This is a genomic window from Verrucosispora sp. WMMD703, assembly GCF_049178935.1.
GTDB lineage: Bacteria > Actinomycetota > Actinomycetes > Mycobacteriales > Micromonosporaceae > Micromonospora > Micromonospora sediminimaris.
In genome coordinates, this window is the sequence record NZ_JBMHMM010000004.1 from 597,129 (window position 1) to 621,343 (window position 24,215).

Genomic DNA, 24,215 nt, shown 5'->3' on the forward strand with positions numbered 1-24,215 from the left:
TGCTGGCGGCATGGCGGAGCCGGAACTGGTGGACGTGGTGGTGCTCGGGCTCGGAGTCGGCGGGGAGGAGGTGGCCGGTCGGCTCGCGGAGGCCGGGCTCACAGTGGTCGGCGTCGAACGCAACCTGGTCGGCGGGGAGTGCCCGTACTGGGGGTGTGTCCCGAGCAAGATGATGATCCGGGCGGCGAACGCAATCGCGGAGGCCCGCCGGGTCGACGGCCTCGGCGGCGCTGCGCAGGTCACCCCGGACTGGGCGCAGGTGGCGAAGCGGATCCGCGCAGAGGCCACCGACGACTGGGACGACCGGGTGGCGGTGGAGCGGTTCACCGGCAAGGGTGGGCGCTTCGTACGCGGCAGTGGCCGGATCGACGGTCCGGGCCGGGTGCGGGTCGGTGACCAGGTCTTCCAGGCGCGCCACGGGATCGTGCTGGGCACCGGTACCCGACCGTCGGTGCCGCCGGTGGACGGGCTGGCGGATACCCCGTACTGGACCAACCGTGAGGCGATCGAGGTCGAGGAACTGCCGGGGTCGCTGCTGGTGCTGGGCGGTGGGGCGATCGGGCTGGAGCTGGCTCAGGTGTTCGCCCGCTTCGGCGTACGGGTCACCGTGGTCGAGGCGCTCGACCGGGTACTGGCCGTCGAGGAGCCGGAGTCGTCCGAAGCGGCGGCTGCCGCGTTGCGGGCCGACGGGGTGGAGATCCACACCGGGGTCAAGGCCGCTCGGGTCGAGCACGGTGCCGCCGGCTTCACCCTGCGCGGCACCGGGGGCGAGGTGTTCACCGCCGAGCGGCTGCTGGTGGTGACCGGCCGCCGCGCCCACCTGGACGAGCTGGGGCTGGACACGGTGGGTGTCGACGCGGGTGGGCGGTACCTGCCGGTGGACGACCGGCTGCACGTCACCGAGGGGATCTGGGCGGTCGGCGACGTCACCGGCGAGGGTGCCTTCACCCACGTCGCGATGTATCAGGCGTCCATCGTGGTCGCCGACGTGCTCGACCACATGCGGCGGTCGCAGGGCGGCGCGGACCCGAGCGGTACGGCAAGTGTGGTCGGTGGCGCGGTCGGCGTGGCCAGCTCGCTGGCCGCCACCGGATCGAGTGGTTCGGCGGGATCGGTGCCCCGCGCCGACTACCGGGCGCTGCCCCGGGTCACCTTCACCGATCCGGAGATCGGTGCGGTCGGCCTCACCGAGCAGCAGGCCCGTGATCGTGGAATCAACGTGCAGGTCGGCTTCACCCGGCTGTCGTCGTCCACCCGTGGCTGGATCCACAAGACCGACGAGGACGGCTTCATCAAGCTCATCGCCGACGCCGACCAGGGAGTGTTGATCGGGGCCACCTCGGCCGGACCGGCCGGCGGCGAGGTGTTGTCCGGCCTGGTCGTGGCCGTGCACGCGGCCGTCCCGCTGAGTCAGCTCCGGCACATGATCTACGCGTACCCGACCTTCCACCGGGCGATCTCCGACGCGCTGCGCAATCTCGGACAGTGACCCGGCAGCGCAATCTCCACCGCTACCCGCCGCAGGGTCGGCAGGTCAGGAGGCGGGGGTGCCGTGGCGGCCGGCGCCGGCGGTGAAGCGGGCGGCGCCGGCCGCCGCGTCGGTGGCGAGGGAATGCAGGCCGTAGGTCAGTTCGGTGGCCAGGGCATCGGGCTCGGGCTGGGCGGCGGCGGCAAGGACCGAGGCGCGGTCGTTGCGCAGGCAGGTCTGTGGGTGGCGGGCGATCTCGGCGGCCAACTGCTCGGCCGCCGCCCGGGACTCGCCCGGGCCGACCACGCGGTTGACCAACCCCATCGCGTACGCCTCCTCGGCCGGCACGGCACGCCCGGTGAGGATCAGGTCCATGGCTCGGCTCTCGCCGATGAGCCGGGGCAGCCGGACCGTCCCACCGTCGATCAGCGGCACTCCCCACCGTCGGCAGAAGACGCCCAGCACCGCGTCGGACTCGGCGATCCGCAGATCGCACCAGAGCGCCAGCTCCAGTCCGCCGGCCACCGCGTATCCGGAGATCGCGGCGATGACCGGCTTGCCCAGGACCATCCGCGTCGGACCCATCGGACCATCGCCGTCCGGCTCGACCCGGTTGCCGCTCGGCGTACCGATCGCCGTCAGGTCGGCACCCGAGCAGAAAGTTCCTCCGGCGCCACAGAGCACCGCCACCGCCGCCGCCGGATCCGCGTCGAAGGCGCGGAACGCGTCAGCGAGCGCCCGGGCGGTCGGCCCGTCGACCGCGTTGCGGACCGCCGGCCGGTCCAGGATCACCGTGGTCACCGGCCCGTTCCGGGCCACCCGTACCGTCATCCCGTCAGCATGCCCCGGCGTCGCCCGGCTGGCTATTCGTCCCCGGCGACCGGTTTGCGGCCGCGTACGACGGGAAGTCGTTACTCGTGCGAGCGTTGTTGACGAAGATCGAGCAAGCCTCCGGCCTCGACCGGTTCGGTGACCGGTTGCAGCAGACCGTGCAGAGTGTGCTGCGCCCGCAGCGGGTCCGCGACCTGTTGCACGGGGTCTGGCTGGGCCACCCGTTGCACCCGGCGATGGTGCAGTTGCCGGTCGGCGCGTGGATCAGCGCGGCGGTGCTGGACCTGATGCCCGGTCAGCGGAGGGCGGCGACCACCCTGACCGCAGTCGGCACGCTGAGCGCCCTGCCGGCGGCGGTCGCCGGGCTCAACGACTGGGCGGGGCTCTCCCGTGACCAGCGTCGGGTCGGGTTGGTGCACGCCGCGTCGAACTCCGTCGGGCTGACGCTGTACGGCGCCTCGCTGGCCGCCCGTCTCTCCGGCCGGCACGGACTCGGGCGCACCCTCGGGTGGCTTGGCCTCAGCGCCGCAGGTGCCGGGGCGTATCTCGGCGGGCACCTGGCGTACAAGCAGGGTGCCCAGGTGAACGTGAGCGTCTCCGACCTGCATCTGATCAGCGACGGCTGGCACCCGGTCGCGGAGATGACCAGCCTGCCGCAGCGGGAACTCGTCACCCGCAAGCTCGACGACGTATCGGTGATCCTCTACCGGCACGGCGACGACGTGACAGTCATGTTGGAGCGTTGCCCGCACCAGAGCGGCCCGCTCGGCGAGGGCGAGGTACAAGAGATCGATGGGCACGCGTGCGTGGTGTGCCCGTGGCACGGCAGCACCTTCCGGCTCAACGGCGGTGAGGTGGTGCACGGCCCCTCCCCGAACGACCAGCAGATCCTGCCGACCCGGATAGTCGACGGCCGCCTGGAGGCCCGGCTGCCCTGACCCGGGAGCCGACCGACCGGATGTGTGGCAGTGACGGTGGTCAGTGGTCGGCGTGTCGGCCACTTCGACTGCCACACATCACGGACGTGGGGTGCGGCTGCGAGGTGTCAGTCTTTGCGGTGTCGGCCGATGGGCAACTCGCGGGGAAGGGTGACGGGCGGCTGGTGGCGGGTGCCGGTGCGGGACATGGCCGGTCGGCGGCGCAGGCCGAGCACCGCGCCGATCTGCGCGCCGACGATGCTGGCCACGGCCAGCACGGCGGAGACAGCCAGCGGACGGTTCACCCGATCGGGTTCGCCGGCCCGGGCCGCGCCCACTGTCACCACCGGTGCCTGCTCCTGGGGCGTCTCGGCCGGCTCCGGTTGCCGCCCTTCGGGACTGGCCGGTGTGGTGGTGGCCGATGCCGGTCGCTTGGTCGGGTCACCGGGTAGTTCCGCCGCCTCACCGGGCCGTTCCACCGAGTCGCCCGGATTGGCCGGTGCCGGCCGGGTCGGCTCGGTGCGCTCCGGCCCGGAGGTGGGACGGGGCTTCGGTGCGACGAGCCGGCCGGTGGCGTGTGGCCGGGCACCCTGGTCACGCGCCTCCTCGGGAAGTTTGATGAGCTGGCCGGGGCGGATCCGGTCCGGGTCACGCAGCTTGTTGAGCGCGGCCAGCCGGTGGTAGTCGTCGAAGTCGTCGAGGTACCGGTCGGCGACCCCACCCAGGTAGTCGCCCTTGGCGACCCGGTAGACCTGTGCGTCGGCGGGGGCACCGAGCCGATCCGCCCGCACGGCTTCCGCTGGCCCGGTGGTCGCCGGTGCCGCCATCGCGGGAGCCGGAGTGAACGCGACGGCGGTTGCCGTGCCCCCGCCGTATGCCGTCGCGCCGTACGCCGTGGTGGCGGCCGTGGCGGCGGGGCTGGCGGCGAGGATCAGCGCTACCGACCCGACCAGCGCGGCGGCGGCCCGCTGCTGCCGGCCCATGCCGGGCAGCCGGGGTGCGGGCCGGTCCAGTGCCTGTGCGCCCAGCTCCACGAGCACCGACAGGGCGAAGGTGGCCCAGCCGAACCAGCCGGCGACGGCCAGCGCCCGCAGGAAGAGTTGCCCGTCGTCGCGGCTGGTAAGCGTGGTGCCGATCTCCGCGAGCGTGGGTACGTGGTCGGGGAGCGGGTTGCCGGCGAAGGCCAGCAGCGCGATCGGCCCGCCGACCAGCAGACCGATCAGCACGACCAGCGCACCGAAACCGGTGAGCACCCGACCGACCCGCCGTACGGCGGTGCCACCCGATGCGGCCATGGCTACCTTCCTTCCTAGGACCCGGTAAGCGCCCGCGCGGTCGCCTCACCGGAGACGGTGACGGTGTTGGAGAAGCCGAACAGGCCGAGCGCCGCCCGGTCGTAGGTGACCTGGACGCGTACCCGGATCAGGGTCTCGCCGTCGACCACCGGGAAGGTCACGGTGTGATCGCTGGCCCCGGCGGTGGCGAGGTAGCTCCGGACGGCGCGGCGGGCCTCGCGTCGGTTGATCCGCTTGGGTCCGCCCTCAATGGCGGTGGCCCGGTCGATGGCCTGGCCGCCCGCGCGGGCCGCCTCGGCGGCCAGATTCTCGGCGCGTTGCAGTGTCCGCAGCTGACCCGCGCCGTCGAACGCCATGCCGATGATGGCCAGCACCCCGATCATGGCCACGGCCAGGAAGATGCTCACCCGACCGGCGTCGCCCCGCCCGGCCGTCATCCCCGGCTCCGGTAGCGGTCCAGCGGCGAGGTGAACGACGCGGTGATCCGTTGTCCGTCCGGCATCGTCAGCGCCGGCAGTTTGATGTCCGAGTAGGAGACGGTGCAGGCGATCTCGACCGTGACCGTGGCGTTCTGCCCGAGGTCGCTGCTGAAGGCACGGTTGAAGGAGGTCGACCGTCCGTCGACCGCGCCGCGGAAGGTCACCTGAGGGGCCCCCGAGCAGGACACCCCCCGCCAGTCGAGCTGGCGGCGGGCCGCCTCCCGGGCCTCCCGGCGGGCGGTGGCGGCGTCCCGGGAGATCGACGCCGCCCGGGCCGCGTCGTGCGCGGCCGCCTCCAGCGCCGCGCTGGCCACCGCGGTACGCCCGGCGACCCCGCCCAGCACCATCATCGCCACGAAGGCCGGCGCCAGCACCGCCACCTCGATCGAGACGGAACCCCGGCTCATGGCTCGGTCCATCGTTCCACCGTCCCGTGTGCCGTCTGCCGGACGGCGAAGCTGACGCCCGGCACCACCGACAGGGCCTTGCCGGTCACCGTGCAGTTCACGTCGGTGTCCGTGGCGGCGCAGCTGGGCCCCGGGTCGTCCCAGTCGACCAGCCAGTCCCCGGCGGCCTGGAGGAACTCGGCCGCACGCTCCTCCCCGGCACCCGTTGGGGCGTCGTAGAGCCGAGCCGCGTTGACGCCGCTCTGCGCGGCGTTGAGCGCGGTCGACCGGGCGACGAACACGACGGCGACCTGGATCGAGGCGAACAGCATCACCAGGATCGCCGGCAGGGCCACCGCCAGCTCGACCGGATTGCCGCCCCGCTCGGCGTCCCCGGGCAGCAGACGGTGCCGGGTGGCGGCGACCACCCGGCACCAGCCGGCGGTGAGGCGACGGGACATCGATCAGTCGGCCGTCGGGTCCTGGTGGGCCGGGATGTTGTCCATCCAGTCGTTTGCCGCACCGAGGGCGGCGGCGGTCACCGCCATCGCCACGGCCACCAGACCAAAGATGATGACGGCGGTGGGCACCGGGCTGTCGCCACGGTCGCCGCGCAGTTCGGCCAGCCGCGCCCGCAGCGCGACGTGCAGGTAGGTGATTACGGACATCGGGGCTCCTTCACTCGGGTCGGCCTAGAGGCGGGCCAGGAACGGGTAGATGGCGAAGCCGAGCAGGACAAAGACCAGCAGCGCGCCGGGGATGTCGAGCCGGCTGGTCACCCCCTCGGCCCGGGCCAGGTTGTCGGTGCGGATCTGATCGCGCAGCGAGTCGGCCCGGCTGCGCAGGGTCTCGTGCACCTGCGCGCCCTCGCTGCCGGAGGAGCGCATGATCGCGCCGACATCGCCCAGCTCCGGGATGCCGATCCGGTCAGCGAGATCGCGTAGCTCGTCCCAGGGCGAGTGCATCTGCATCTGGGCCATCCGCAGCGCCTCGGAGATCCGGTCGAAGACCCAGCCCTCGCAGATCGCGGCGGCCCGCTCCAGCGACTGCACCGGACCGTGCGCCGCGGACAGTTGCAACGCGACCAGGTCGAGGTAGGTGCAGACCGCCTGACGGAACTCGTCCCGCGCGGTGTCGGCCCTGGTCAGCACCGACCGGTGGGCCACAAGCGCGCAGAGCAGCGCCAGGCCGAGGCTGCCCAGGACCGGTACGGCCAGCGGCAGCGAGACGCCGACGGTGAAGAGGGTGACGCTGAGCAGCGCCGGAGCGGAGAGTCCGATCAGGGCGGACAACAGCAGGGAGAGGGCGTACTGCTCGGGGGTGCGGTCGAGCAGGGCCAGTTGCCGGTGTGGGGGTCGCAGCCAGCGGGCCATCCCGGTGAGCCAGTCCAGCCGCCGGTCGGCGGGGCCGGTGCGGGCGCTTCCCGGCGGTTGGTGCAGCCGGCGTAGTGCCGGGCCGAGCGCGGGAGTCGCCGGAACCAGCTCGCGGACCACCAGGAACACGCCCAGGCCGAGCGTGGCACCGGCCACCACCGCGAGGGTGAGGTGCAGGTTCACGCCACCACCTCGCTCGGGTCGGGTGCCGGCAGGAAACGGGCCGGTCGGGGCGGCTGGCTCATCGACCGCACCCAGGCCAGCAGCGCCACGAAGGCCGCGCCGAGCACCGCCATCACCAGCTGACCGAACGGGGTGTCGTACGGCTGCACGTACTCGCGGTTGAGCAGCCCGTACGCGATGGTGGCCAGCGTCATCCCGGTGAGGAAGCGGACCGCGAACCGGGGCTGGGTGCGCTTGGCCTCGATCTCCCGGCGGGTCGCGACCTCCGCGGCGGCGGCCGAGGCGATCGAGCCGAGCACGTCGCCGAGGCGCTCACCCCGGTCGGTGAGGTGCAGGATCAACGCGGCCACCACCTGGTCGCAGACCGGGTCGCCGATCTCGTCGGCGAAGGCAAGCAGGGCGGAGCGGGCCAGCCAACCGGCCTGGAGCCGGGCGGCGAGCAGGCGTACCTCCTCCTGGATCTCCTCCGGTGCGGTGGTGACCGTACCGATGATCGCCTGCTGGAGCCCCTGCCCGGTGGCGGAGACGTCCTTGAGCCGGCGGGTCCACTCGCCGACCGCCTCGATCCGGGCGATGGCCCGTTGCTCGGCCCGCCCGACCGAGAACAACCACGGGGTGCCCGGCACCGCCACCGCCACCAGCAGGCCCACCACGGGCAGGCCGGTCAGCAGGAAGGCCAGCGCACCGGCGACCAGCGCGCCGACCAGCAGCGCCTGGTGCGCCCGCTGCTCACGGGCCGTGGTGCCGGAGCCGCGCCAGAGCCGCCCGAGCCCCGGGCCCGCTCCGGGTGCCCGGCCGGGCGGCCGGCGGGTGCCGACGAGCGCGACGACCGCCAGCACCAGGCCGGCCACGCAGGCCGCCCCCGAGACCAGGGCGATCAGCTCGATGTTCGTACGCACCGGCTCACCGCCGACCGAGTCGGGTCTGCCGGGGCCGACGCCAGGCACCCTGGCCGGCCTCGATCCAGCGGCTCAGCAACCGGGCGTCGTAGCCCACCCGCAGCAACTGGTCCCGGACCCGTTCCGGCAGGTGTCGAGGGACCGCCCGGCCGTCCGGGCCGGGACCGAAGACCTGCGTGGTGGTGATCCGGCTGCTCTCACCGACGCCCAGTACCTCCTCGACGTGCGAGACGAAGCGGTGCTTGCGCCCGCCGATGCCGGTCTCGTCGTCGACGGTGACGTAGACGATCAGGTCGAGCGCATTGCCGGCCATCCGGCGGGCCTGGTCGACCGTCATCTCGCGGCCGTGGGCGAGCGCCAACTCGATGATCCGCTCGCTCACCCCGGCCGGGGTTCGCGCGTGGATCGTGCACATCGATCCCCGGCTGGTGGTCATCGCCTGGAGCATCGGCACGATCTCCCGGGACCGCACCTCACCGACGATGATCCGCAGCACGCCCATCCGCAGCGAGACCGGGATCAGGTCGGCGATGCTCACCTCCCCGGCCGGTCGACCGTCCGGCCCGCGTTCGCCGTGCCCCTCCCGGGCCTCGAAGCTCATCACCGCCCGGTGGCGATCGCCGCGGCGGGCCGGTAGCAGCTCCCGACTCTCCTCCAGCAGCACGTACGGCTCGTCCGGCGGGATCTCGCTCATCATCGCCCGGATCACGGTGGTCTTACCGGCGCCGGCCAGCCCGGCGACCATGATGTTCAACCCGGCCCGCATCGACGCCCGGAGGAAGTCGCGCAGCAGCGGGTCGATCATTTCGTCCAGGTCGCCCCGGCCACCGGCCAGGTCGTCCAGGGTCACGTCGAGGGTGTTGTGCTTGCGGATCACCGCGTACGGGCGGTGACTGACCAGGAACACCGCGGCCAGTCGGCTGCCGTCCGGAAGTTGCAGGTCCAGGGTGGGCTTCGAGGTGGACAGGGAGCGTTCCGTGGCGCCGGCCCGGCGGGCCGCCGCCTGGAGGATCTCCACCAACTCGTCGTCGCTGTCCGCGATCGGGTCGGCCCAGTCGACCCCACCACCGTGCCGGGTGATCCGCACCTGGTCACAGCCGAGGATGTGCACCTCCTCGATGGTGTCGTCGACAAGCAGGGTCTGAAGTCGACCGAGGCCGGCCAGTTCGGCGGTCACCTGGTCGAGTAGCAGCCGCTCCTCGCCGGCGGCCATCGGCGTGCCGGCGCGGCGCACCGCGTCGGCGTACTCGGCGACCAGCTCGACCGCGAGCCGGGCACGCTCGGTGTCCTCCTCGGCGACGCTGAACTCGCGGCCACGCTGCCAGCGGGTGAGCCGCTCGCTGAGCTGCCGGCGCAGCTCGCGCACCACCTGGAAATCCACCCGTGGCCGGGGCGGCGGCGCCGCTGGTGGTGTCGCGACTGGCACCGACCCGTTCGGTGGTTGGTGCCAACCGTTGACCGGGGGCAGCGGCGGGGCGGTGGAGGTGGCGCCCGGTGGTTGCCGGCGCGGGTCGGACGAGACCGGTTCAAATCGCATCCGGCACTCCCTGGGAGACGGGCCACGCCAGCCGGGCCCGCCGCCGTTCCAGCAGCGCGCCGATCGGCACCTCCAGCTCGCGGGCCGCCCGCAACAGCGGTCGGGTGGCCCGCACGGTCCCGCCCAGACTCAACACCTCGGCGGTACGCGGATCGTGCGGCAGCCGGGCGATCACCGGCAGCTGAAGGGCCTTGCTGACCTCGCTTCTGCCGTGGCCGCCGCCGATCAACAGCAGGCGCAGGGTGCCCGACGGCACCCGATGCTCGGCGAAGTCCCGCTCGATGGCCTGGAGCATGGCCCGGGTGCCGGACAGGTCGGGCAGCTGCGCCCGACTTACCACCAGCACCACCGAGGCGGCGCGCAGCAGCGGCCAGGGCGGACCGAGGACGTGCAACCGGCCACAGTCGACAAGCACGTCGTACGGTGGGTCGCCGCGCTCCAACCCGGTGAAGAAGTCCGCGAACCGCTGCCAGAGCGGCGTGACGCTGCCGGCCTGGGCCGGGTCGACCACGCCCGGCAGCAGCAGCCGTTCCCGGCGCGGCGCGTCCAGGTCGACCAGCTGCGACCAGAATGCGCTCTCCAGACTGCCGTCGCGCAGCTCGCCGACGGCCAGCTCACCGATGCCGCGCGGCCCGTCGAGCGCCCCACCGAGATAGCCGGCGAGGACGGAGCCGCCGGCCGGGTCGCATTCGGCGAGGATCAGCCGCCGGTGCCAGCTCAACGCACAGGCCAGCGCGGTGGTGGTGACCCCCGGCGAACCCTTGGCCGAGACCAGCGCGATGATCGCCATACTCAGGCCGCCTTGGTCAGTACGACCGCGATCCGATCCTGGGCGGCCAGTGCCACCACGGCCGGTACGTCCCGGACAGCGAGCGCCAGGTAGACGACAACCTCGTCCCGTCCGTCGGTGGAGACGGCGTCGGTGACGGTCGCGGTGAACCGGGTGGCACCGGACGACGAACCTCCGCCGCTGTCGTTGCTCGGCGTGCTGACCAGCAGTATCTGGTCACCGGGGCGCAGCTTCGGCGCCGGCACCTGGGCCGCGCGCAGCCCGAGAGCGAGCTGCTGCTGCCCGGGGCCGAGCAGTGGTTCGTCGGTGAGCTGGGCCATCGTCAGCAGGGAACCCGGGGCCAGCGAGACGGCGGCGCGCATCCCGATCACGTCGGCGAGCCGGGAGGCGGGCACCGGTTCGAGTCCCTGCCCGCCGGCCACCTGCACCGAGATCAGGTCGTCGGCGCGGAGCACGCTGCCCACCTCGACCGCCCGGGCCACCGCCAGGTAGCTGCCGGTCGCCCGGACCGAGGTCACCGCGAACGCCGAACCGAGGCCGCCGAGGGCGATCAGCAGGACGGCGAGGCCGAGCAGCCCGGGCCGGACCCGGCGTTGGCGGACCACCCGGGGAGGGGCGACCGGCGCATCCACCGGAGTGTTTCCGTTGCGGGTCGCCACGCTCATCGGGTCACACCTTTCGTTCGCGACTGCGGGGCTCGCAGGACCGGCTCACTCCTCGCGCTCACCGGGTCACCACCTGAAGCTCGTTGATCTGGATGACGATCGGGCCCGTGGTGCGGGTGACACCGCCGATGCTCCCGCTGTCGCCGCCGTTGCTGGTCCACGTCACCGACCAGTGCGTGGTCGCCCGGACGGTGTACGTCCCGGCCTCGGCGTAGCCGTCGTGGTAGCCGCAGTCGGGGGAGCGTCGTCCGGCGTGCGGGCCCCGGCGTTCGTACTCGGTACCGGCGTCGGCGCAGGTGACGGTGTCGCCGTTGCCCATGTCCCAGACAACCCGGTTCACCTTGGCCCGAATCGTCACCTCGAGGCCTCGGTCCTCGGCGGTGGCGCTCTGTGGGCCGAATTGCTCGCGACCCCATTCGGCCCACATCCAGACCGGCAGACCGACCAGCCCGGGGCCGATGGACTTGCGGGGCGCGACCGACGCGCGGGGCGCGCGCAGGGTAATCGAGGCGAACGCCCGACGGGCCAGTTCCTCCGGGTCCGGCGGAGCGCCGAAGCCCTGCGGCGGCGCGTCCAGCAGCACTGTCCGCTGGTCACCGACCGCCCCGCCGTAGCAGGTACGCACGTACCACTGCTGGCCCTCGGGCGCCTCCGGCTGCGGCTCGGCCAGCTTGTAGTAGCAGCCGTCGCCGCTGTTGAACCAGCCGAGCACGTCGTCGTAGCAGGGGATGGTGCGGCCCTCCCACTGGCAGACGCCGCCACCGCCCCCACCGCCGTTGTCGCCGCCGCTGCCGTTGTCCCCACCGTTGCCGCCGCCACCTGGGGTACCCGGGTCGTCGTCCCAGACGTTGCAGTTCGGTTGGGCCGGCGGGCATTCGGCACCGGGGTCGGCGGCGGTCGCCGGAACCGCGCCAGCGGTCGCCAGCAGCACCGCCAACGCGCCGCCGAGCAGAGTCCGCCGGACGGCACCGGTACGCGGGGCGGCCGGGCGGCGGCGGTAGGTCAGCCCGGTCAGCACGGCTGGTCCTGGTGGGCCGCGCCGGTGCTGATCCGCCAGCGACCGTCGGGATAACGGGTCGCGGTGGCGGTGGCCAGGTGGCGGGAGCCTCGGGTGCCCGGTACGACCTTGTCGTCGGCGACGTAGATCAGCCGGTAGTTGCTGGCGTCGACGCAGTCCTGGATCTCCACTGTGGGGGGTGTGGCGTCCAGGTCCATCGAGATGACGGTGGGCCCTTCGGAGCGAAGCGTGCCGGCGCTCACCGCGCCGTTCTGGCGGGCCTGCCGCAGGCTGAACCGGACCCTGGTCAGCAGCGGGTCCGCGAGGAACCGGGTCAGCGCCGGCTCCTGTGGGTCGCTGCGCCGGCTCGCCGTGCGGGACGCCGAGAGGTAGCCGGAGTAGGCCGCCAGCGCCGCCTTCTCCGCAGCCGTCTCCTCGGCGGCCCGCTCGGCGCCGGCTGGTCTGTGCCGTTCGGGTGTCGCGGTGGTGGACGTCTCCTGGGTGTTGCCGCAGGCGGTGCTCGTGCCGACCGTGGCCACCGCGACCAGGCCGGCCGTCCAGCGGCTCAGCTGCCGTGCTCGCACCTCGTGCCCTCCTCGGTGCCGACCGGCGGACGTCGAATCAGCGTCGCCGGGCGTGCGGCGGCGCGATCGGACGGATCTTTCCGGCCCTGTTTCGTGCCCAGCCGCATTTGCTCTTGTGGATCTCCTGCTAACGCATTGGCCTGGCTGCTCGTCGGTAACGGACGTGGGTTGCGTCACATCCAAGGGGCGAGCATAGGCTGACGCTGGCCGATGCAACAGAGGCAATTCATTCGAACACTCTGAGTTATGAATGGTGGTGGCGCCGCATGGTTACCGGTAGATTGCCGGCGTTGATCGACCCGGGGTGCGGCTCGGGCGGGTGCGGGTGGCGAAGCGGACGATCCCACCGCCGGGTGGGCGGCCCACCGGCTGGTCGCAATAGGGCGGGAAATGGCAATCGGTCCGATCCGTCCCCGGCAAAAAAGGGGCCAACTGGCCGCCAGTTGCGATCTATGGGAATTCCATCTGCCCGTTCCGGGCATCTGAGCCGACGGCGGCGCGGCGGCGCGGCGGACGGCGTCGGACATTCGGACCGCCACCCGAACCGACCGGGCACACTACCCTCCGTGAAGGGGTGGTCGAGATGACCCGGCAACCTGCTCCGCCGGTGCCCCGGGCGGCCGCGCCGGATGATCCATCACCCGGGCACATCACCCGGTCGTGGCCGCGCGCCTCGGCTCTGCTGACGATCACCCCACTGCTCCGGTACGCCGTCGCCCGGCACGCCGTACCCCCGGGAACCGCCTGCCGGACCGGCTGCGACGCCTGTGGCGCGCCGATCGGCCCGCACCGCCCCTGGCCGGCGCTCGGCCCGACCGCCCGCTGCGGCGGCTGCGGCGCCCGGGTCGGTGCCCCGCCGGCCACCGTCGAACTGGCCGCGCTGGCTGCCCTGGCCGCGCTGCTGCTGACCCGCCCACCCGCCGTCGAGGTGGCCGCCGCCGGCTGGTGGTTGGCCTTCGCGGTGCCGTTGCTCTTCATCGACGTCGCGGTGCACCGGCTGCCGAACCGACTGACCTGGCCGGCCGCCGTCGGCACCTGGCTGCTGCTCGGGCTGGCCGCGCTGACCGGGGCCGGTGCGACACCATGGCTGCGTGCCATCGCCGCCGGGCTCGGGCTGGCCCTCTTCTTCGCCACCACCACCCTGTTGCTCGGTACGCGAGGCTTCGGCATCGGCGACGCCAAGCTCGCGCTGAGCGCGGGTGCCCTCCTGGGCTGGTACGGCTGGAGTGTGCCGGTGCTCGGGCTGCTGCTCGCGCTGACCCTGTCCGGACTCGTCGCCCTGGGCCTGCTGGTGAGCCGTCGGGCCCGTTGGTCGAGCCACCTGCCGTTCGGGCCGTACCTGGTGCTCGGCACGCTCGCCGCGTTGCTGCTGGTGTGGTGAACGACGCTGCTGGTGTGGTGAACCGGGCGGTGGGGAATTGTCAGCTCGCAGGGACCGTCGGAGAGTCCTGGAGGTACTGTGCACCCCACCCCTGACCAGCGAACGGACGAGCCGCAGCCCGACGAGCGGTGGCGGATCCGGCGGACCTGGGACGACCTGGACCGGCTCGGCGAGACCGAGTCGGTCTTCGCGTTGAGCAACGGATGGCTGGGCTGGCGCGGCACCCTCGACGAGGGCTTGCCGGTCGACATGCCGGGCAGCTACCTCAACGGGCTGCACGAACGCCGTGAGCTGACCTACCCCGAGAACGGCTACGCCTTCCCGCAGCTCAGCGACACCGTGATCAGCCCGCCGAACGCCACGCTGGTACGACTCTGGGTCGGTGACGAGCCGCTGGACCTGCGCACCGGCACGGTGCTCGCCCACGAGCAGGTGCTCGACCTGCGGGCCGGGGTGATCGAACGGCTCACCGAATGGATCTCGCCAGCCGGCGACGGGGTACGGGTACGCAGCACCCGGCTGGTGTCGCTGCCCCGCCGCCGGGTCGCCGCCGTGCACTGGACGGTGGAACCCCTGGACGGGCCGGTCGACCTGCGGATCTGCGCGGACCTGCTGGCCAACGAGCATGTCCCCGAGCGGGCCGACGACCCCCGGGCCGCCTCGCTGATCCAGGACCCACTGACCGCCGAACTGCACCGCGTCGACGGTGTCGACGCGCTGTTGGTGCACCGGACCGAGCGCAGCGAGCAGCGGGTCGCCGTCGCGGTCGCGCACCGGTTGTTGGCACCGGCACACGTCACCACCGACGCCGACGCCAGCCCGGATCGGATCCGGCTGACCCTCGCCGGGCCGCTGCGACCCGGCGAGCGGGTGCGGCTGACCAAGTACGCGGCGTACGAGTGGGCGTCCGTTGCCGACTCGTCCGTCGAGGAACTGGGGGCGCAGGTGACGGCCGAGGCGGACGCGGCGCGTACGGTCGGCTTTGAGAATCTGCGTGCCGAGCAGCGTGCCGCCCTCGACGACGCCTGGCGTACCGCCGACGTGCTGCTCGACGGCGACGACGAGTTGCAACTGGCGATCCGGTTCGCGATGTTCCACCTGATCCAGGCGGGCCGCGCGGACGGCGACCGGACCATCCCCGCCAAGGGGCTGACCGGCAACGGCTACGACGGTCACGTGCTCTGGGACACCGAGGGTTACGTGCTGCCGGTGCTTACCTACATCGCGCCGGCCGTGGCCCGGTCGGCGTTGCGCTGGCGGTACGCGCACCTGCCGCAGGCGTACGACCGCGCGGCGGAACTGCGGCTCACCGGCGCCACCTTTCCCTGGCGGACCATCGGCGGCCGGGAGTGCTCCGGTTACTGGCCGGCCGGCACCGCCGCGCTGCACGTCAACGCCGACATCGCCGACGCGGTCCTGCGCTACGTCGCGGCCACCGGCGACGAGGACTTCCTGACCGGCCCCGGGCTGGACCTGCTGGTGGCCACTGCCCGGTTGTGGCACGGTTTCGGGCACTTCACCGACGACGGCAGCTTCCACATCGTCGGAGTGACCGGCCCGGACGAGTACGCCGCACTTGTCGACGACAACCTGTTCACCAACCTGATGGCGCGGCGGAACCTGCGCGGCGCGGCCGACGCCGTCGAGCGGCACCCCGAGGCGGCCGGCCGGCTGGGCGTGGACCCGGCCGAGGTGGCCGGTTGGCGGGCCGCCGCCGAGGCGATGACCATGCCGTACGACCCGAAGCGCGGGGTGCACCAGCAGGCGGCCGGGTTCACCGACCGGCCGGAGTGGAACTTCGCCGACACCGGCGACGACGACTATCCGCTGCTGCTGCACTTTCCCTACCTGGAGCTGTACCGGCACCAGGTGGTCAAGCAGGCCGATCTGGTGCTGGCGATGCTGCGCTGTCCGGGCGAGTTCACCGCCGAGGAGAAGGCTGCCAACTTCGCCTACTACGAGGCGCGGACGGTGCGGGACTCGTCGCTGTCCGCCGCACCGCAGGGGGTGCTCGCCGCCGAGCTGGGCCACCTCGACCTGGCGTACGACCTGTTCGCCGAGTCGGTGCTCCAGGACCTGGAGGATCTCGGCGACAAGACGGGCGACGGGCTGCACCTGGCCTCGCTGGGCGGGGCCTGGCTGGCGCTGGTGCAGGGCTTCGGCGGCCTGCGCGACGACCGGGAGCTGTTGTCGTTCGACCCGCGGCTGCCCGACCGGATCGACCGCCTCGCGTTCAGCCTGCTCTGGCACGGCCACCGGCTGCACGTCACGCTGACCGCCGACGAGGCCCGCTACGAGCTGCCGGACGCCGAGGCTGGCGTGGCGATCGAGCTGTGGCACCACGGTGAGCGGCTGCGGGTGACCGCCGACCATCCGACCACCCGACCCATGCCCCCACTACCCGACCTCGGCCCCGAACCACCATCCCCACCCGGCCGTCGGCCGGCCCGCCGCTGACCGCACGGGTGTCAGTGGACCGGCTCACCCTGGTCACCGTGGACCGGGCCGCCGGACATCCGCTGCCGCACGGCCGCCAGCTCCTCGAAGGCGTACGCCCAGTTGTGGCACTTGAAGCTGCGCAGCCCCTCGATGGGTGACCGGCAGTCGGCGCAGCGTACGCCGGGTATGGCGGCGGGCAGGCCGGTGTTGACGTAGCGGCGGTCACCGAGGATCACCGTCGCGATCATCATCGGGTCGTGCACGCCCTTCAGGGCCGAGGCGACGATGTCGTACCAGGTGATCCGGCGACCGCACTTCGGGCAGTCCGGCTGGTCGCCGCTGACCCACAGGGGCGCGCCGATGGTCCGGGGCGGCATGTTGAGCAGCTTCTCGATCCGCCGTACGTCGGACTCCGGTGTGGTCCAGCGGTGCCGGCCGGGCAGTGCGGCGGGCGAGTCGTAGACGGCTTGGAACAGGGCGGGGTCGACCTCGACGGTCTCGCGTTCGCTTGTCATCGGCGTCCTCCGGACTTCTCGGCGCCCCCACCGTGGTCACCGGCGGGTGGCGGGCACAACCGGATCAACGACACGGCGGGACGGCCGGCCCCGGCTGGGGCGTACCCGGGCGGGGGCACGACCCGAACCGGGCCGGCCGGGACGGTCAGGCGGGTGAGGCGGCGAGCGGCGCGGTCGGCGTCGTTCGCGGCGTCTCGGTGAGTGCCTGCTTCCGGACGCCGAAGACGACCAGGTAGCCGAGAATCCAGAGTTCGCCCACGGTCGCAGGGACCACCAGCAGGTCGCCGACGATCCCGGCGTCGGGGGCGAGGTACCCGACGAACGTCATCAGCACGTAGCCCACACCACCGGCGACGAGGATCCAGCCGAGTGCCCGGGGCAACCAACCCGAACGCAGCACGCACCAGCCCATCGGCATCAGCCAGAGGCCGAAGAAGAGTCCGCCCACCGCCCACAGGTTCTCGCTGACGAGGTACAGCAGCTGGACCGTGTCGGCGGCCCCACCGGCCTCGCCGGTGGCCACCGCGACCGCGGTCCCGAGCATGGCGGCGCTGCCGAGGATGGCAACGGCGTTGACTATGCCGAAGGCGGCGATGCTGCCGGCGGCGGTGCTGTTGACGGTACGGAACAGCCGGTAGAACCAGACGGCGGCCAGCGTCTGGGTGAGGACGACGAGCAGTTCGAACGCCACTCCGAGGCGCGCCAGTGACTCGTTGGCGACCAGGTTGGCGAGGGTCGCGTCGGCGTCACCGGACTCGAAGATCATGGGTCGGATGGTGAGGAAGCCCAGTGCGCCGGCGATGCCGAGCCCAAGGTAGAAAAGCCCGGTCGTCCGGGCGGTGCGGATCAGCGGATGCATGGTGGCTCCTTCGGTTGCGGCAGCTCTGGTGGCGAGATCAGCCTTACGTCGTAAGGCAACCATACGTTGTAAGGTCAAGGGAAGATGGGAGCCGCATGGGAGCGAGAAGACGCCGGGAGCCGCTGAGCCGTGACCGGGCGCTGGTCGCCGCGATCGCGCTGGTTGACGCGGAGGGGATGGCGGCGCTGACGATGCGCCGGCTCGCCGCCGACCTCGGCGTCGAGGCGATGTCGCTCTACCACCACCTGCCCGGCAAGGAGGGGCTGCTCGACGGCCTCGTCGATGCCGTGGTCGCCGAGATCGTCACGGCCGCCGACCAGGCCGAGACGGAGGCGGCCGGCGGAAACTGGCGTACCCGGCTACGGTCACGTTTCCTTGCCGCACGCGCGGTCATGCTGCGGCACCCGTGGGCACCCGCCCTGCTCACTTCCCGCTCGACCATTCCCGGCGGGGTGTACGGCTACTACGAAGGCATCCTCGCCATCCTGATCGACGGCGGCTTCTCGTACCGGATCGCCCACCGGGCGCTGCACGCGTTCGGCAGCCTGGCTCTCGGTTTCGCCCAGGAGGTCTTCCAGCCTGCCGCCGGCGCGGAGGTCGACGCCGACGCGGCGGAGGCGGAGCTGGCCGCGCTGTCCGCACAGCTGCCCCACCTGGCCGCGATGGTGGCCGCCGAGCTGCACGACGCCACCGACCCCACCCTGGGCTGGTGTGACAGTCAGACCGAGTTCGAGTTCACCCTCGATCTGCTCTTCGACGGTCTGGAACAGGCTCGCGGCGCAGCCGGCCCGGCGGCACCCCGTACGCCCGCTTGAAGGCACGACAGAACGCCGCCTCCGACTGGTAGCCGAACCGCCGCGCCACCACCGGCAGTGGTTCGTCACTACGACCGAGATGGTCGTGGGCGAGTTGCAGTCGCCACGCGGCCACGTACCGCATGACGGGTTCGCCGACCAGCGCGGTGAAGCGTGCGGCGAACGCCGACCGGGACATGCCCGCCTCCCGGGCCAGATCGGTCACGCGCCAGTCCCGCTCGGGCGTACGGTGCAGCGCGGTGAGGGCCTGCCCGATCTGGGGATCACGCAGCGCCGCCAGCCATCCCTGGCGCGCCTCGGGTGCGGCATCCAACCAGGCGCGGATCGTCTGGATGACCAGCACGTCCGCCAGCCGGGTGAGCATCGTCTCGCCGCCCGGACGCAACGTCTGCGCCTCGCTGGCCACGAACCGGAGCGTGCTGTGCAACCACCCCGTCTCGTCGTCGAACCGGTCCAGGTGCAGCACGGTCGGCAGTTGAGCGACCATCCGCTGCGCCGCGACGTGGTCCAGCCGCAGCACCGCGTACGTGACCTGGGTCAGCTCGCCGCCACCGCCGTACCGCATGATCTCGTAACGCTCGCTGAGCCGCTGCACCGGAATCGAGAAGAGTGCCTCGGTCGACGCCTGCGGATCACTGCGGAAGCGGTGCGGAATGCCGTGCGGGATCAGCGTCAGACTGCCCGGCCCGACCAGGCGGGGTTCGACGCCGTCCGCCTCAAGCCAGCACCGCCCAGCCGTGACCACCTGCAACGTCATGCAACCGGGCAGGGCCGGCACCGCCACGCCCCACGGTGCGGTCAGCTCGGCGCGGCAGTACAGCGTGCCGGTGAGCCGGAGGAGATGCAGGGTCTCGCCGAGTGGGTCACTGGATGCCGCGACCTCGCAGGCCGGTGTCGTCCACATCGCTCAAGGCTCTCGCAGATGTGCCCGTCGTCCTAGCGGCTGGACGACAGGCAAAGAAATCCGGCAGCACGATCATTGTTCCACCATCGAACCCGCATCAGGCTGGGTTGGCAGCGAAAAGCAATCCTCTCCGGAACGGAGCCACCCATGTCCCGACCGTCAGTACTCGTCACGGGCGCGACCGGCAAGACCGGCCGACGCGTCGCCGACCGCCTCATCCGCCTCGGACATCCGGTGCGGCAGGCTTCCCGCCGTGGCGAACAGCCCTTCGACTGGGCGAGGCCGGAGACGTGGTCGGCCGCGCTGCGCGGCATCGACGCCGTGTACCTGTGCTACTTCCCGGATCTGGCCGCCCCGCAGGCCTCCGACGTGGTCGAGGCGTTCGCCGACGTCGCCCGTAAGACGGGCGTGCACCGGCTGGTGCTGCTGTCGGGTCGTGGAGAGGCGGGTGCGCAGCGCTGTGAGGCGATCGTCGCGGGCTCCGGACTCGGGTACACCATCGTGCGGGCCAGCTGGTTCACGCAGAACTTCACCGAGGGGCAGCTGGCGCAGTCCGTCCACGACGGCCTGCTCGCGCTGCCGGCGGGTCGGGTCGCCGAGCCGTTCGTCGACGTGGACGACGTCGCCGACGTCGCCGTCGCCGCGCTCACCGGCGACCGGCACGACGGGCGGGCGTACGAGGTCACCGGCCCTCGCCTGCTGACCTTCGACCAGGCGGCAGCGGAGATCACCGAGGCCACCGGTAGGGAGGTGCGCTACCTGCCGGTCACCGCCGAGCAGTTCCACGACGGCCTGGTCGGACAGGTCGGGCCGGAGCACGCCCGGCTCCTCACCGACCTCTGTGTGGAGGTCTTCGACGGGCGCAACGCCAGCCTCGGCGACGGCGTCCACCAGGCACTCGACCGGCAACCGGTTGACTTCGCCGATGTCTGCCGACGGGCCGTCGCTGCCGGGACGTGGCAGCGGTGAGCGGCCGGAACACACCTACCGGAGCACCACCCGCCCCTCCACCCGGAAGGATCGGCCTGACCGTCGCCGGACTGGTCGCGATCGTCATCGGTGGAGCGTTGCTGACCGTTCCGGCGACGTTCCACGCCGGAAACGGCATCGAGTATGCGGGCAACAGCAGCCTGCTCAGCGAGGCCCGCGGTGCCGGAGGGGCGCTGCTGGCCACCGGCGTACTCGTCATGCTCGGCGGGTACGTCCGACGGCTGACCTACCCCGCCGCCCTGGTCGGTGCCGTGGTCTATCTGGCCTACGGTCTGTCCCGGCTGCTCGGCATGGCGCTCGACGGGCCACCGGCCGCCGGGCTCGTTGCCGCCACAGTGGTCGAGTTGATCCTCGGCGTCGTCTGCGGCCGGCTCGTCCTGCGGTACGACCGACGACCCGTGCTCACTGGAACAGGCGGGTGATGGCGTGTTGCAGCCGGATGATGTCGGTCATCGTGTAGCGGCCCTCGCCCGGCCCGGGATCGGTGCCCACCGGTGGCTGCTGCTGCCCGGAGGCGAGGGCCAGGACCTGGTTGGCGGGGTCGGGCAGGTAGGTGAGCCCGACCACCCCGAACCGGGCCTGGCCACGGTCGCGGGCGGCATCCCGGCCGGACAACTCGTCGAACGTCGGTGCCCGGTCGAAACGGCCGGCGTAGAACTCGACGATCGGGTACTCGTTACCGCCCGCGACGTCGCGTACGAACGCAGCGTGGAAGCTCGACCCCACCTGGATGGACACCACGTCTCCGGGTCGCAGAAGCGTCAGCGTTCTGGGCCGGCGTGGCCGGCGTGTCGGCGGAGTCGGCGGCGTGGCCAGGAAGTCCTTGATGGCCGGAGACTGCCGGGCGAAGGCGTCGGAGAGCACGACGTCGCGGTTGAGCGAGTCGATGGCAGCCGACGCGTGGGCGGTGACAGCCTCATCGGCGAGGCCGTACCGGTGCAGCAGAACCGCCATCGCCACCCAGCCACGGTGCCGGGTCGCCGCAGCGGTGTCGTCGGCGTCGAGCAGGCACCGCCAGCGGGTGAGGATCGGTGGAACGACCCGTCGCGCCAGCTCGCGGTGATCGTCCGGTACGGCAATCAGCTGCCAGCCCACCCACCGGGCCAGATCCTCGTTCAACGCGCGGACGAGGGCCGGTGCGGCGAGCTTGTCCAGAATCTGCTGATGTCTCACGCCGAGCGAGTCTGACAGACGTTCGCACCCCATCACTGACGCGTCGACGGCAGACCAGGACCTGGCCTGCTGCTGCGCAAAATCCCGCCAGATGGGTACGGGGGGAGGCATGGCTCTCGAACAACCCTCAGGCGACCTCTCGTGATCACCGGTACCTGGCCGCTCCTGCCCAGCGTGGTCGCGTTGGTCGCCGCCCTCGCGGCGATCCTGTCCGCCGGCCGGGCGTTGGTCCGGACGGCCGACGAACTGGCCGACCGGACCGGGATGGGCGAGGCGGTGGCCGGCGCCCTTCTGCTCGGTGCGGTGACCTCGCTGCCCGGCATCGCCACCACGATCATCGGGTCGGTTCGGCAGGATGCCGAGTTCGCCCTCGCCAACCCGATCGGTGGCATCGCGGTGCAGACGGTGTGGCTGGCCATCGCAGACCTGCTGTACCGCCGCTCGAACATCGAGCACGCGGCGGCGTCTCTGGAGAACGTCTTGCAGGCGGTCGTGCTGGTGGCGCTGCTCTGCCTGCCCGTGGTGGCGTACGCCACGCCTGAACTCACAGTGCTCTGGGTGCACCCGGCGAGCCTGCTGATCCCGGTCATCTACCTGTACGGTCTGGTGCTGCTGCGCCGGCTCCGCCGGGAACCGATGTGGTTCGCCCGGCGTACCACGGAGACCCGTCAGGACGAGCCGGCTGCCGAGACGTCCGGGATGAGCCTGCGTCGGCTGTGGCTCCGACTTGCCGCGCTGGCGGCTGTCGTGGCCGCCACCGGCTACCTGATCGGTCAGGGTGGGCTCGGCGTGGTCGCCGCCTCCGGCCTGCCCAGCGGATTCGTGGGCTTCACCATCACCACGGCGATCACCTCGCTGCCGGAGCTGATCACGCTCATCGCGGCGGTCCGCATCGGGGCGCTGACCCTCGGCATCGGCAACATCCTCGGCGGCAACGCGTTCGACTCTCTGATGATCTTCCTCGCCGACGCCGCCTACCGGCCCGGGTCGATCTACTCGGAGGCGAACCTGTCGGGGCTGCTGTTCACCGGCATGACCACGCTGATGACGGCCACGCTGACCGCCGGGCTGCTGATCAGGGAACGCCGGGGCATCGGCTTCGAAGGGGCCGCCATCCCGATCATCTACCTGGCCACCGTCGCGCTGCTGCTTCTGCGGCCCGGCTGAGGGCCGGAATCTAGACGAACGCCGTGACGCCGTCGTACTCGGCCACCGGCGCGACGCCGACCTGCGCGTACTCGACAAGCAGCAGACCGTTCGGCGTCGCCTCGTGGTGAACGAGTCGCAGGCCGACGGGAGCGCTCGGGTGGTCCAGTAGACGCCGTCCGGAACCGGCCACGGTGGGAGCGACGACGAGCCGGAGCGTGTCGACCAGACCGGCCGCCAACAGGGCCTTGCCGAGCCGCGCACTCCCGTGAATCTGAAGCTCCCGTCCCGGCTGCGTCCTGAGCTGCCCGACGGTCTGGACCGGGTCGCCGTGGAGTAGCGTCACGGGACGCCAACTGCCCTCGGTGAGGGTGTTGGTGACGACGTACTTCGGTAGCGAGTTCATCCGTTCCGTGAACGGGTCGTTCGGGTCGGTGATCTGCGGCCAGTCGCGGGCGAACGCCTGGTACGTCCGTCGCCCCAGCAGCAGACCGTCGGCAAGATCAAGCCATTCGGAGGTGCGCTTGACGAAGAGCGGGTCCAGGTAGGGCACGAGCCAACCGCCCCGGGTGAAGCCGTCACTCGGATCCTCGGTCGGCGAGCCGGGACCCTGGCTGACCCCGTCGAGGGTCACGAACTCGGTCAGGGCGATCTTCATCGTGTCTCCTCACTTTCGGCGAATGCGGCGAGCTGGGCGGTCACCGAGCCCCAGCCGTCGGCGAAGCCGAGTTCCTGATGACGGGCGCGAGCGGCGGGATCACCATGGCGGACGACGACCCGGTAGTCCGTGCCGTCCGGATGGTCGTTGAAAGTGACCTCGGCGGTCATGGCGACCGGGACAGGGCTCGCGGGCCGCCAGGCGCTGTCGACGGCGTTCGTGAACACGATCCGCTCGTATTCGTCGACGACCAGGAAGGTCGCGTCCATGTGCGGGACGAACTCACCGCCGTCGTCGCTCAGCCGGGTCACGAACCCGCCGCCGGGCCGGACGTCCAAGCGGTCGACGCGGCAGTGAGCAGGGGCCGGAACCCACCACTTCGCCAGCCGGGACTGGTCGGTCCACGCCCTCCAGACGGTGAGGCGGGGTGCGCGGATGACCCGCTCCACGGACAGGTCCAGGTCGGGTTTCACTCTTGGTGCTCCTCAAGGTCGGTGACGAAGCGTTCGAGGCGATCGGTGCGCTCTTCCCAGACTTGGCGCTGCTCGGCGAGCCAGTGGTCGATGACGGCGAGGCGCTCCCGGTTGAGCACACAGGTGCGTACCCGACCGGCCTTGGCCGTCTGGATCAGCCCGCTGGACTCGAGGACCCGTACGTGCTTCATGAACGAAGGAAGGGTCATCGGGAACTCGCTGGCGAGTTCACCGACGGTCGTCGGCCCACGGCCGAGGCGGCGGAGGACCCCGCGTCTCGTCGGGTCGGCGAGAGCCCCGAACACGCCGTCGAGCTGCGCCGAATACTGAGCCATGTGGCTAAGTATCCCCTACGACGATACTTAGCGCAACGGCTAAGTATTCAGGTGCGCACGCGGCGTCCGCGCCGCGCCAGGTGAAAAACCTGCGCGCTGCGCCGACGGCTCGGTTGTACAAAT

28 protein-coding genes are annotated in these 24,215 nt (G+C 72.0%); 8 read left to right on the plus strand and 20 right to left on the minus strand.

The features are described 5' to 3' along the window. Positions 1 to 10 precede the first annotated feature (10 nt). Positions 11 to 1,489 (plus strand): dihydrolipoyl dehydrogenase family protein, encoded by a 1,479-nt coding sequence (locus tag ACN26Z_RS03335; RefSeq protein WP_093403863.1) that lies wholly within the window; start codon positions 11 to 13, stop codon positions 1,487 to 1,489. 45 nt (positions 1,490 to 1,534) lie between these two features. On the opposite strand, the gene ACN26Z_RS03340 is transcribed toward ACN26Z_RS03335, so the two are convergent. After that, entirely contained in the window at positions 1,535 to 2,299 is a 765-nt protein-coding gene (locus tag ACN26Z_RS03340; RefSeq protein WP_421459831.1) for a crotonase/enoyl-CoA hydratase family protein, read from the minus strand. An 86-nt stretch (positions 2,300 to 2,385) separates the two neighbouring features. Between ACN26Z_RS03340 and ACN26Z_RS03345 the strand changes: the two genes are divergently transcribed. Then, a complete protein-coding gene (locus tag ACN26Z_RS03345; protein WP_093403867.1) occupies positions 2,386 to 3,237 on the plus strand; it encodes a Rieske (2Fe-2S) protein in 852 nt (283 codons plus the stop codon). A 107-nt stretch (positions 3,238 to 3,344) separates the two neighbouring features. On the opposite strand, the gene ACN26Z_RS03350 is transcribed toward ACN26Z_RS03345, so the two are convergent. From ACN26Z_RS03350 to ACN26Z_RS03405, 12 genes are read right to left on the minus strand one after another with little or no spacing between them, the layout of a single operon-like run. After that, complete coding sequence (locus tag ACN26Z_RS03350; RefSeq protein WP_421459832.1) at positions 3,345 to 4,511, minus strand: LysM peptidoglycan-binding domain-containing protein; 1,167 nt, start codon at positions 4,509 to 4,511, stop codon at positions 3,345 to 3,347. A gap of 14 nt (positions 4,512 to 4,525) precedes the next feature. Next, entirely contained in the window at positions 4,526 to 4,948 is a 423-nt protein-coding gene (locus ACN26Z_RS03355) for a pilus assembly protein TadG-related protein (RefSeq protein ID WP_396887208.1), read from the minus strand. Beyond that, positions 4,945 to 5,409: a TadE/TadG family type IV pilus assembly protein gene (locus ACN26Z_RS03360; RefSeq protein ID WP_093403871.1), complete on the minus strand. Its 465-nt coding sequence runs from the start codon at positions 5,407 to 5,409 to the stop codon at positions 4,945 to 4,947. The genes ACN26Z_RS03355 and ACN26Z_RS03360 overlap by 4 nt, the downstream gene beginning before the upstream one ends. Continuing rightward, on the minus strand, positions 5,394 to 5,837 hold the full coding sequence (locus tag ACN26Z_RS03365) for a TadE/TadG family type IV pilus assembly protein (protein ID WP_093403873.1): 444 nt from the start codon (positions 5,835 to 5,837) through the stop codon (positions 5,394 to 5,396). Before ACN26Z_RS03365 ends, ACN26Z_RS03360 begins: the two co-directional genes overlap by 16 nt. Before the next feature lie 3 nt (positions 5,838 to 5,840). Beyond that, positions 5,841 to 6,044, minus strand: a complete 204-nt coding sequence (locus tag ACN26Z_RS03370) for a hypothetical protein (protein WP_093403874.1) — start codon at positions 6,042 to 6,044, stop codon at positions 5,841 to 5,843. Positions 6,045 to 6,068: 24 nt separating this feature from the next. Next, positions 6,069 to 6,932 (minus strand): type II secretion system F family protein, encoded by an 864-nt coding sequence (locus ACN26Z_RS03375; RefSeq protein ID WP_093403876.1) that lies wholly within the window; start codon positions 6,930 to 6,932, stop codon positions 6,069 to 6,071. After that, the gene (locus ACN26Z_RS03380; protein WP_421459833.1) at positions 6,929 to 7,831 is read right to left on the minus strand and encodes a type II secretion system F family protein; all 903 of its coding nucleotides are present in this window, start codon (positions 7,829 to 7,831) and stop codon (positions 6,929 to 6,931) included. Before ACN26Z_RS03380 ends, ACN26Z_RS03375 begins: the two co-directional genes overlap by 4 nt. A 4-nt stretch (positions 7,832 to 7,835) precedes the next feature. Beyond that, on the minus strand, positions 7,836 to 9,368 hold the full coding sequence (locus tag ACN26Z_RS03385) for a CpaF family protein (protein ID WP_093403877.1): 1,533 nt from the start codon (positions 9,366 to 9,368) through the stop codon (positions 7,836 to 7,838). Beyond that, complete coding sequence (locus ACN26Z_RS03390; protein ID WP_093403879.1) at positions 9,358 to 10,158, minus strand: ParA family protein; 801 nt, start codon at positions 10,156 to 10,158, stop codon at positions 9,358 to 9,360. The genes ACN26Z_RS03385 and ACN26Z_RS03390 overlap by 11 nt, the downstream gene beginning before the upstream one ends. 2 nt (positions 10,159 to 10,160) lie before the next feature. Further along, positions 10,161 to 10,823, minus strand: coding sequence for an SAF domain-containing protein (locus ACN26Z_RS03395; RefSeq protein WP_093403880.1), 663 nt, complete (start codon positions 10,821 to 10,823; stop codon positions 10,161 to 10,163). A gap of 58 nt (positions 10,824 to 10,881) precedes the next feature. Next, complete coding sequence (locus ACN26Z_RS03400) at positions 10,882 to 11,841, minus strand: hypothetical protein (protein WP_373870677.1); 960 nt, start codon at positions 11,839 to 11,841, stop codon at positions 10,882 to 10,884. Further along, positions 11,835 to 12,404, minus strand: coding sequence for a hypothetical protein (locus ACN26Z_RS03405; protein ID WP_093403882.1), 570 nt, complete (start codon positions 12,402 to 12,404; stop codon positions 11,835 to 11,837). Before ACN26Z_RS03405 ends, ACN26Z_RS03400 begins: the two co-directional genes overlap by 7 nt. A 583-nt stretch (positions 12,405 to 12,987) precedes the next feature. Here ACN26Z_RS03405 and ACN26Z_RS03410 point away from each other — a divergent pair. Then, positions 12,988 to 13,785: a prepilin peptidase gene (locus ACN26Z_RS03410; protein WP_421459834.1), complete on the plus strand. Its 798-nt coding sequence runs from the start codon at positions 12,988 to 12,990 to the stop codon at positions 13,783 to 13,785. 78 nt (positions 13,786 to 13,863) lie between these two features. After that, the gene (locus ACN26Z_RS03415) at positions 13,864 to 16,242 is read left to right on the plus strand and encodes a glycoside hydrolase family 65 protein (RefSeq protein ID WP_421459835.1); all 2,379 of its coding nucleotides are present in this window, start codon (positions 13,864 to 13,866) and stop codon (positions 16,240 to 16,242) included. 11 nt (positions 16,243 to 16,253) lie between these two features. Here ACN26Z_RS03415 and ACN26Z_RS03420 read toward each other — a convergent pair whose 3' ends face one another. Both ACN26Z_RS03420 and ACN26Z_RS03425 read right to left on the minus strand, forming a co-directional pair. Then, the gene (locus ACN26Z_RS03420; protein WP_396887217.1) at positions 16,254 to 16,739 is read right to left on the minus strand and encodes a hypothetical protein; all 486 of its coding nucleotides are present in this window, start codon (positions 16,737 to 16,739) and stop codon (positions 16,254 to 16,256) included. A 145-nt stretch (positions 16,740 to 16,884) separates the two neighbouring features. Beyond that, positions 16,885 to 17,598, minus strand: a complete 714-nt coding sequence (locus ACN26Z_RS03425) for a DUF4386 domain-containing protein (protein WP_421459836.1) — start codon at positions 17,596 to 17,598, stop codon at positions 16,885 to 16,887. Between the two features lie 95 nt (positions 17,599 to 17,693). Between ACN26Z_RS03425 and ACN26Z_RS03430 the strand changes: the two genes are divergently transcribed. Then, entirely contained in the window at positions 17,694 to 18,413 is a 720-nt protein-coding gene (locus ACN26Z_RS03430; protein WP_421459837.1) for a TetR/AcrR family transcriptional regulator, read from the plus strand. Here the strand turns inward: ACN26Z_RS03430 and ACN26Z_RS03435 are convergent. Continuing rightward, positions 18,334 to 19,317 carry an AraC family transcriptional regulator gene (locus tag ACN26Z_RS03435; protein WP_093403889.1) on the minus strand — a complete coding sequence of 328 codons (984 nt, stop codon included), beginning with the start codon at positions 19,315 to 19,317 and terminating at the stop codon, positions 18,334 to 18,336. The two genes, ACN26Z_RS03430 and ACN26Z_RS03435, sit on opposite strands and share 80 nt — an antisense overlap. A gap of 147 nt (positions 19,318 to 19,464) precedes the next feature. Here ACN26Z_RS03435 and ACN26Z_RS03440 point away from each other — a divergent pair, with 147 nt between their 5' ends. Beyond that, positions 19,465 to 20,286 (plus strand): NAD(P)H-binding protein, encoded by an 822-nt coding sequence (locus ACN26Z_RS03440; RefSeq protein ID WP_421459838.1) that lies wholly within the window; start codon positions 19,465 to 19,467, stop codon positions 20,284 to 20,286. Then, positions 20,283 to 20,729, plus strand: a complete 447-nt coding sequence (locus ACN26Z_RS03445) for a DUF4345 domain-containing protein (protein ID WP_282240393.1) — start codon at positions 20,283 to 20,285, stop codon at positions 20,727 to 20,729. The genes ACN26Z_RS03440 and ACN26Z_RS03445 overlap by 4 nt, the downstream gene beginning before the upstream one ends. On the opposite strand, the gene ACN26Z_RS03450 is transcribed toward ACN26Z_RS03445, so the two are convergent. Beyond that, a complete protein-coding gene (locus ACN26Z_RS03450) occupies positions 20,710 to 21,480 on the minus strand; it encodes a hypothetical protein (RefSeq protein WP_421459839.1) in 771 nt (256 codons plus the stop codon). The genes ACN26Z_RS03445 and ACN26Z_RS03450 overlap by 20 nt on opposite strands. A gap of 141 nt (positions 21,481 to 21,621) precedes the next feature. Between ACN26Z_RS03450 and ACN26Z_RS03455 the strand changes: the two genes are divergently transcribed. After that, entirely contained in the window at positions 21,622 to 22,647 is a 1,026-nt protein-coding gene (locus tag ACN26Z_RS03455) for a sodium:calcium symporter (RefSeq protein ID WP_307871026.1), read from the plus strand. A gap of 10 nt (positions 22,648 to 22,657) precedes the next feature. On the opposite strand, the gene ACN26Z_RS03460 is transcribed toward ACN26Z_RS03455, so the two are convergent. From ACN26Z_RS03460 to ACN26Z_RS03470, 3 genes are read right to left on the minus strand one after another with little or no spacing between them, the layout of a single operon-like run. Then, positions 22,658 to 23,284 (minus strand): dihydrofolate reductase family protein, encoded by a 627-nt coding sequence (locus ACN26Z_RS03460; RefSeq protein WP_421459840.1) that lies wholly within the window; start codon positions 23,282 to 23,284, stop codon positions 22,658 to 22,660. After that, entirely contained in the window at positions 23,281 to 23,757 is a 477-nt protein-coding gene (locus tag ACN26Z_RS03465) for an SRPBCC domain-containing protein (RefSeq protein WP_421459841.1), read from the minus strand. The genes ACN26Z_RS03460 and ACN26Z_RS03465 overlap by 4 nt, the downstream gene beginning before the upstream one ends. Then, positions 23,754 to 24,092, minus strand: a complete 339-nt coding sequence (locus ACN26Z_RS03470) for an ArsR/SmtB family transcription factor (protein WP_421459842.1) — start codon at positions 24,090 to 24,092, stop codon at positions 23,754 to 23,756. Before ACN26Z_RS03470 ends, ACN26Z_RS03465 begins: the two co-directional genes overlap by 4 nt. Positions 24,093 to 24,215 lie beyond the last annotated feature (123 nt).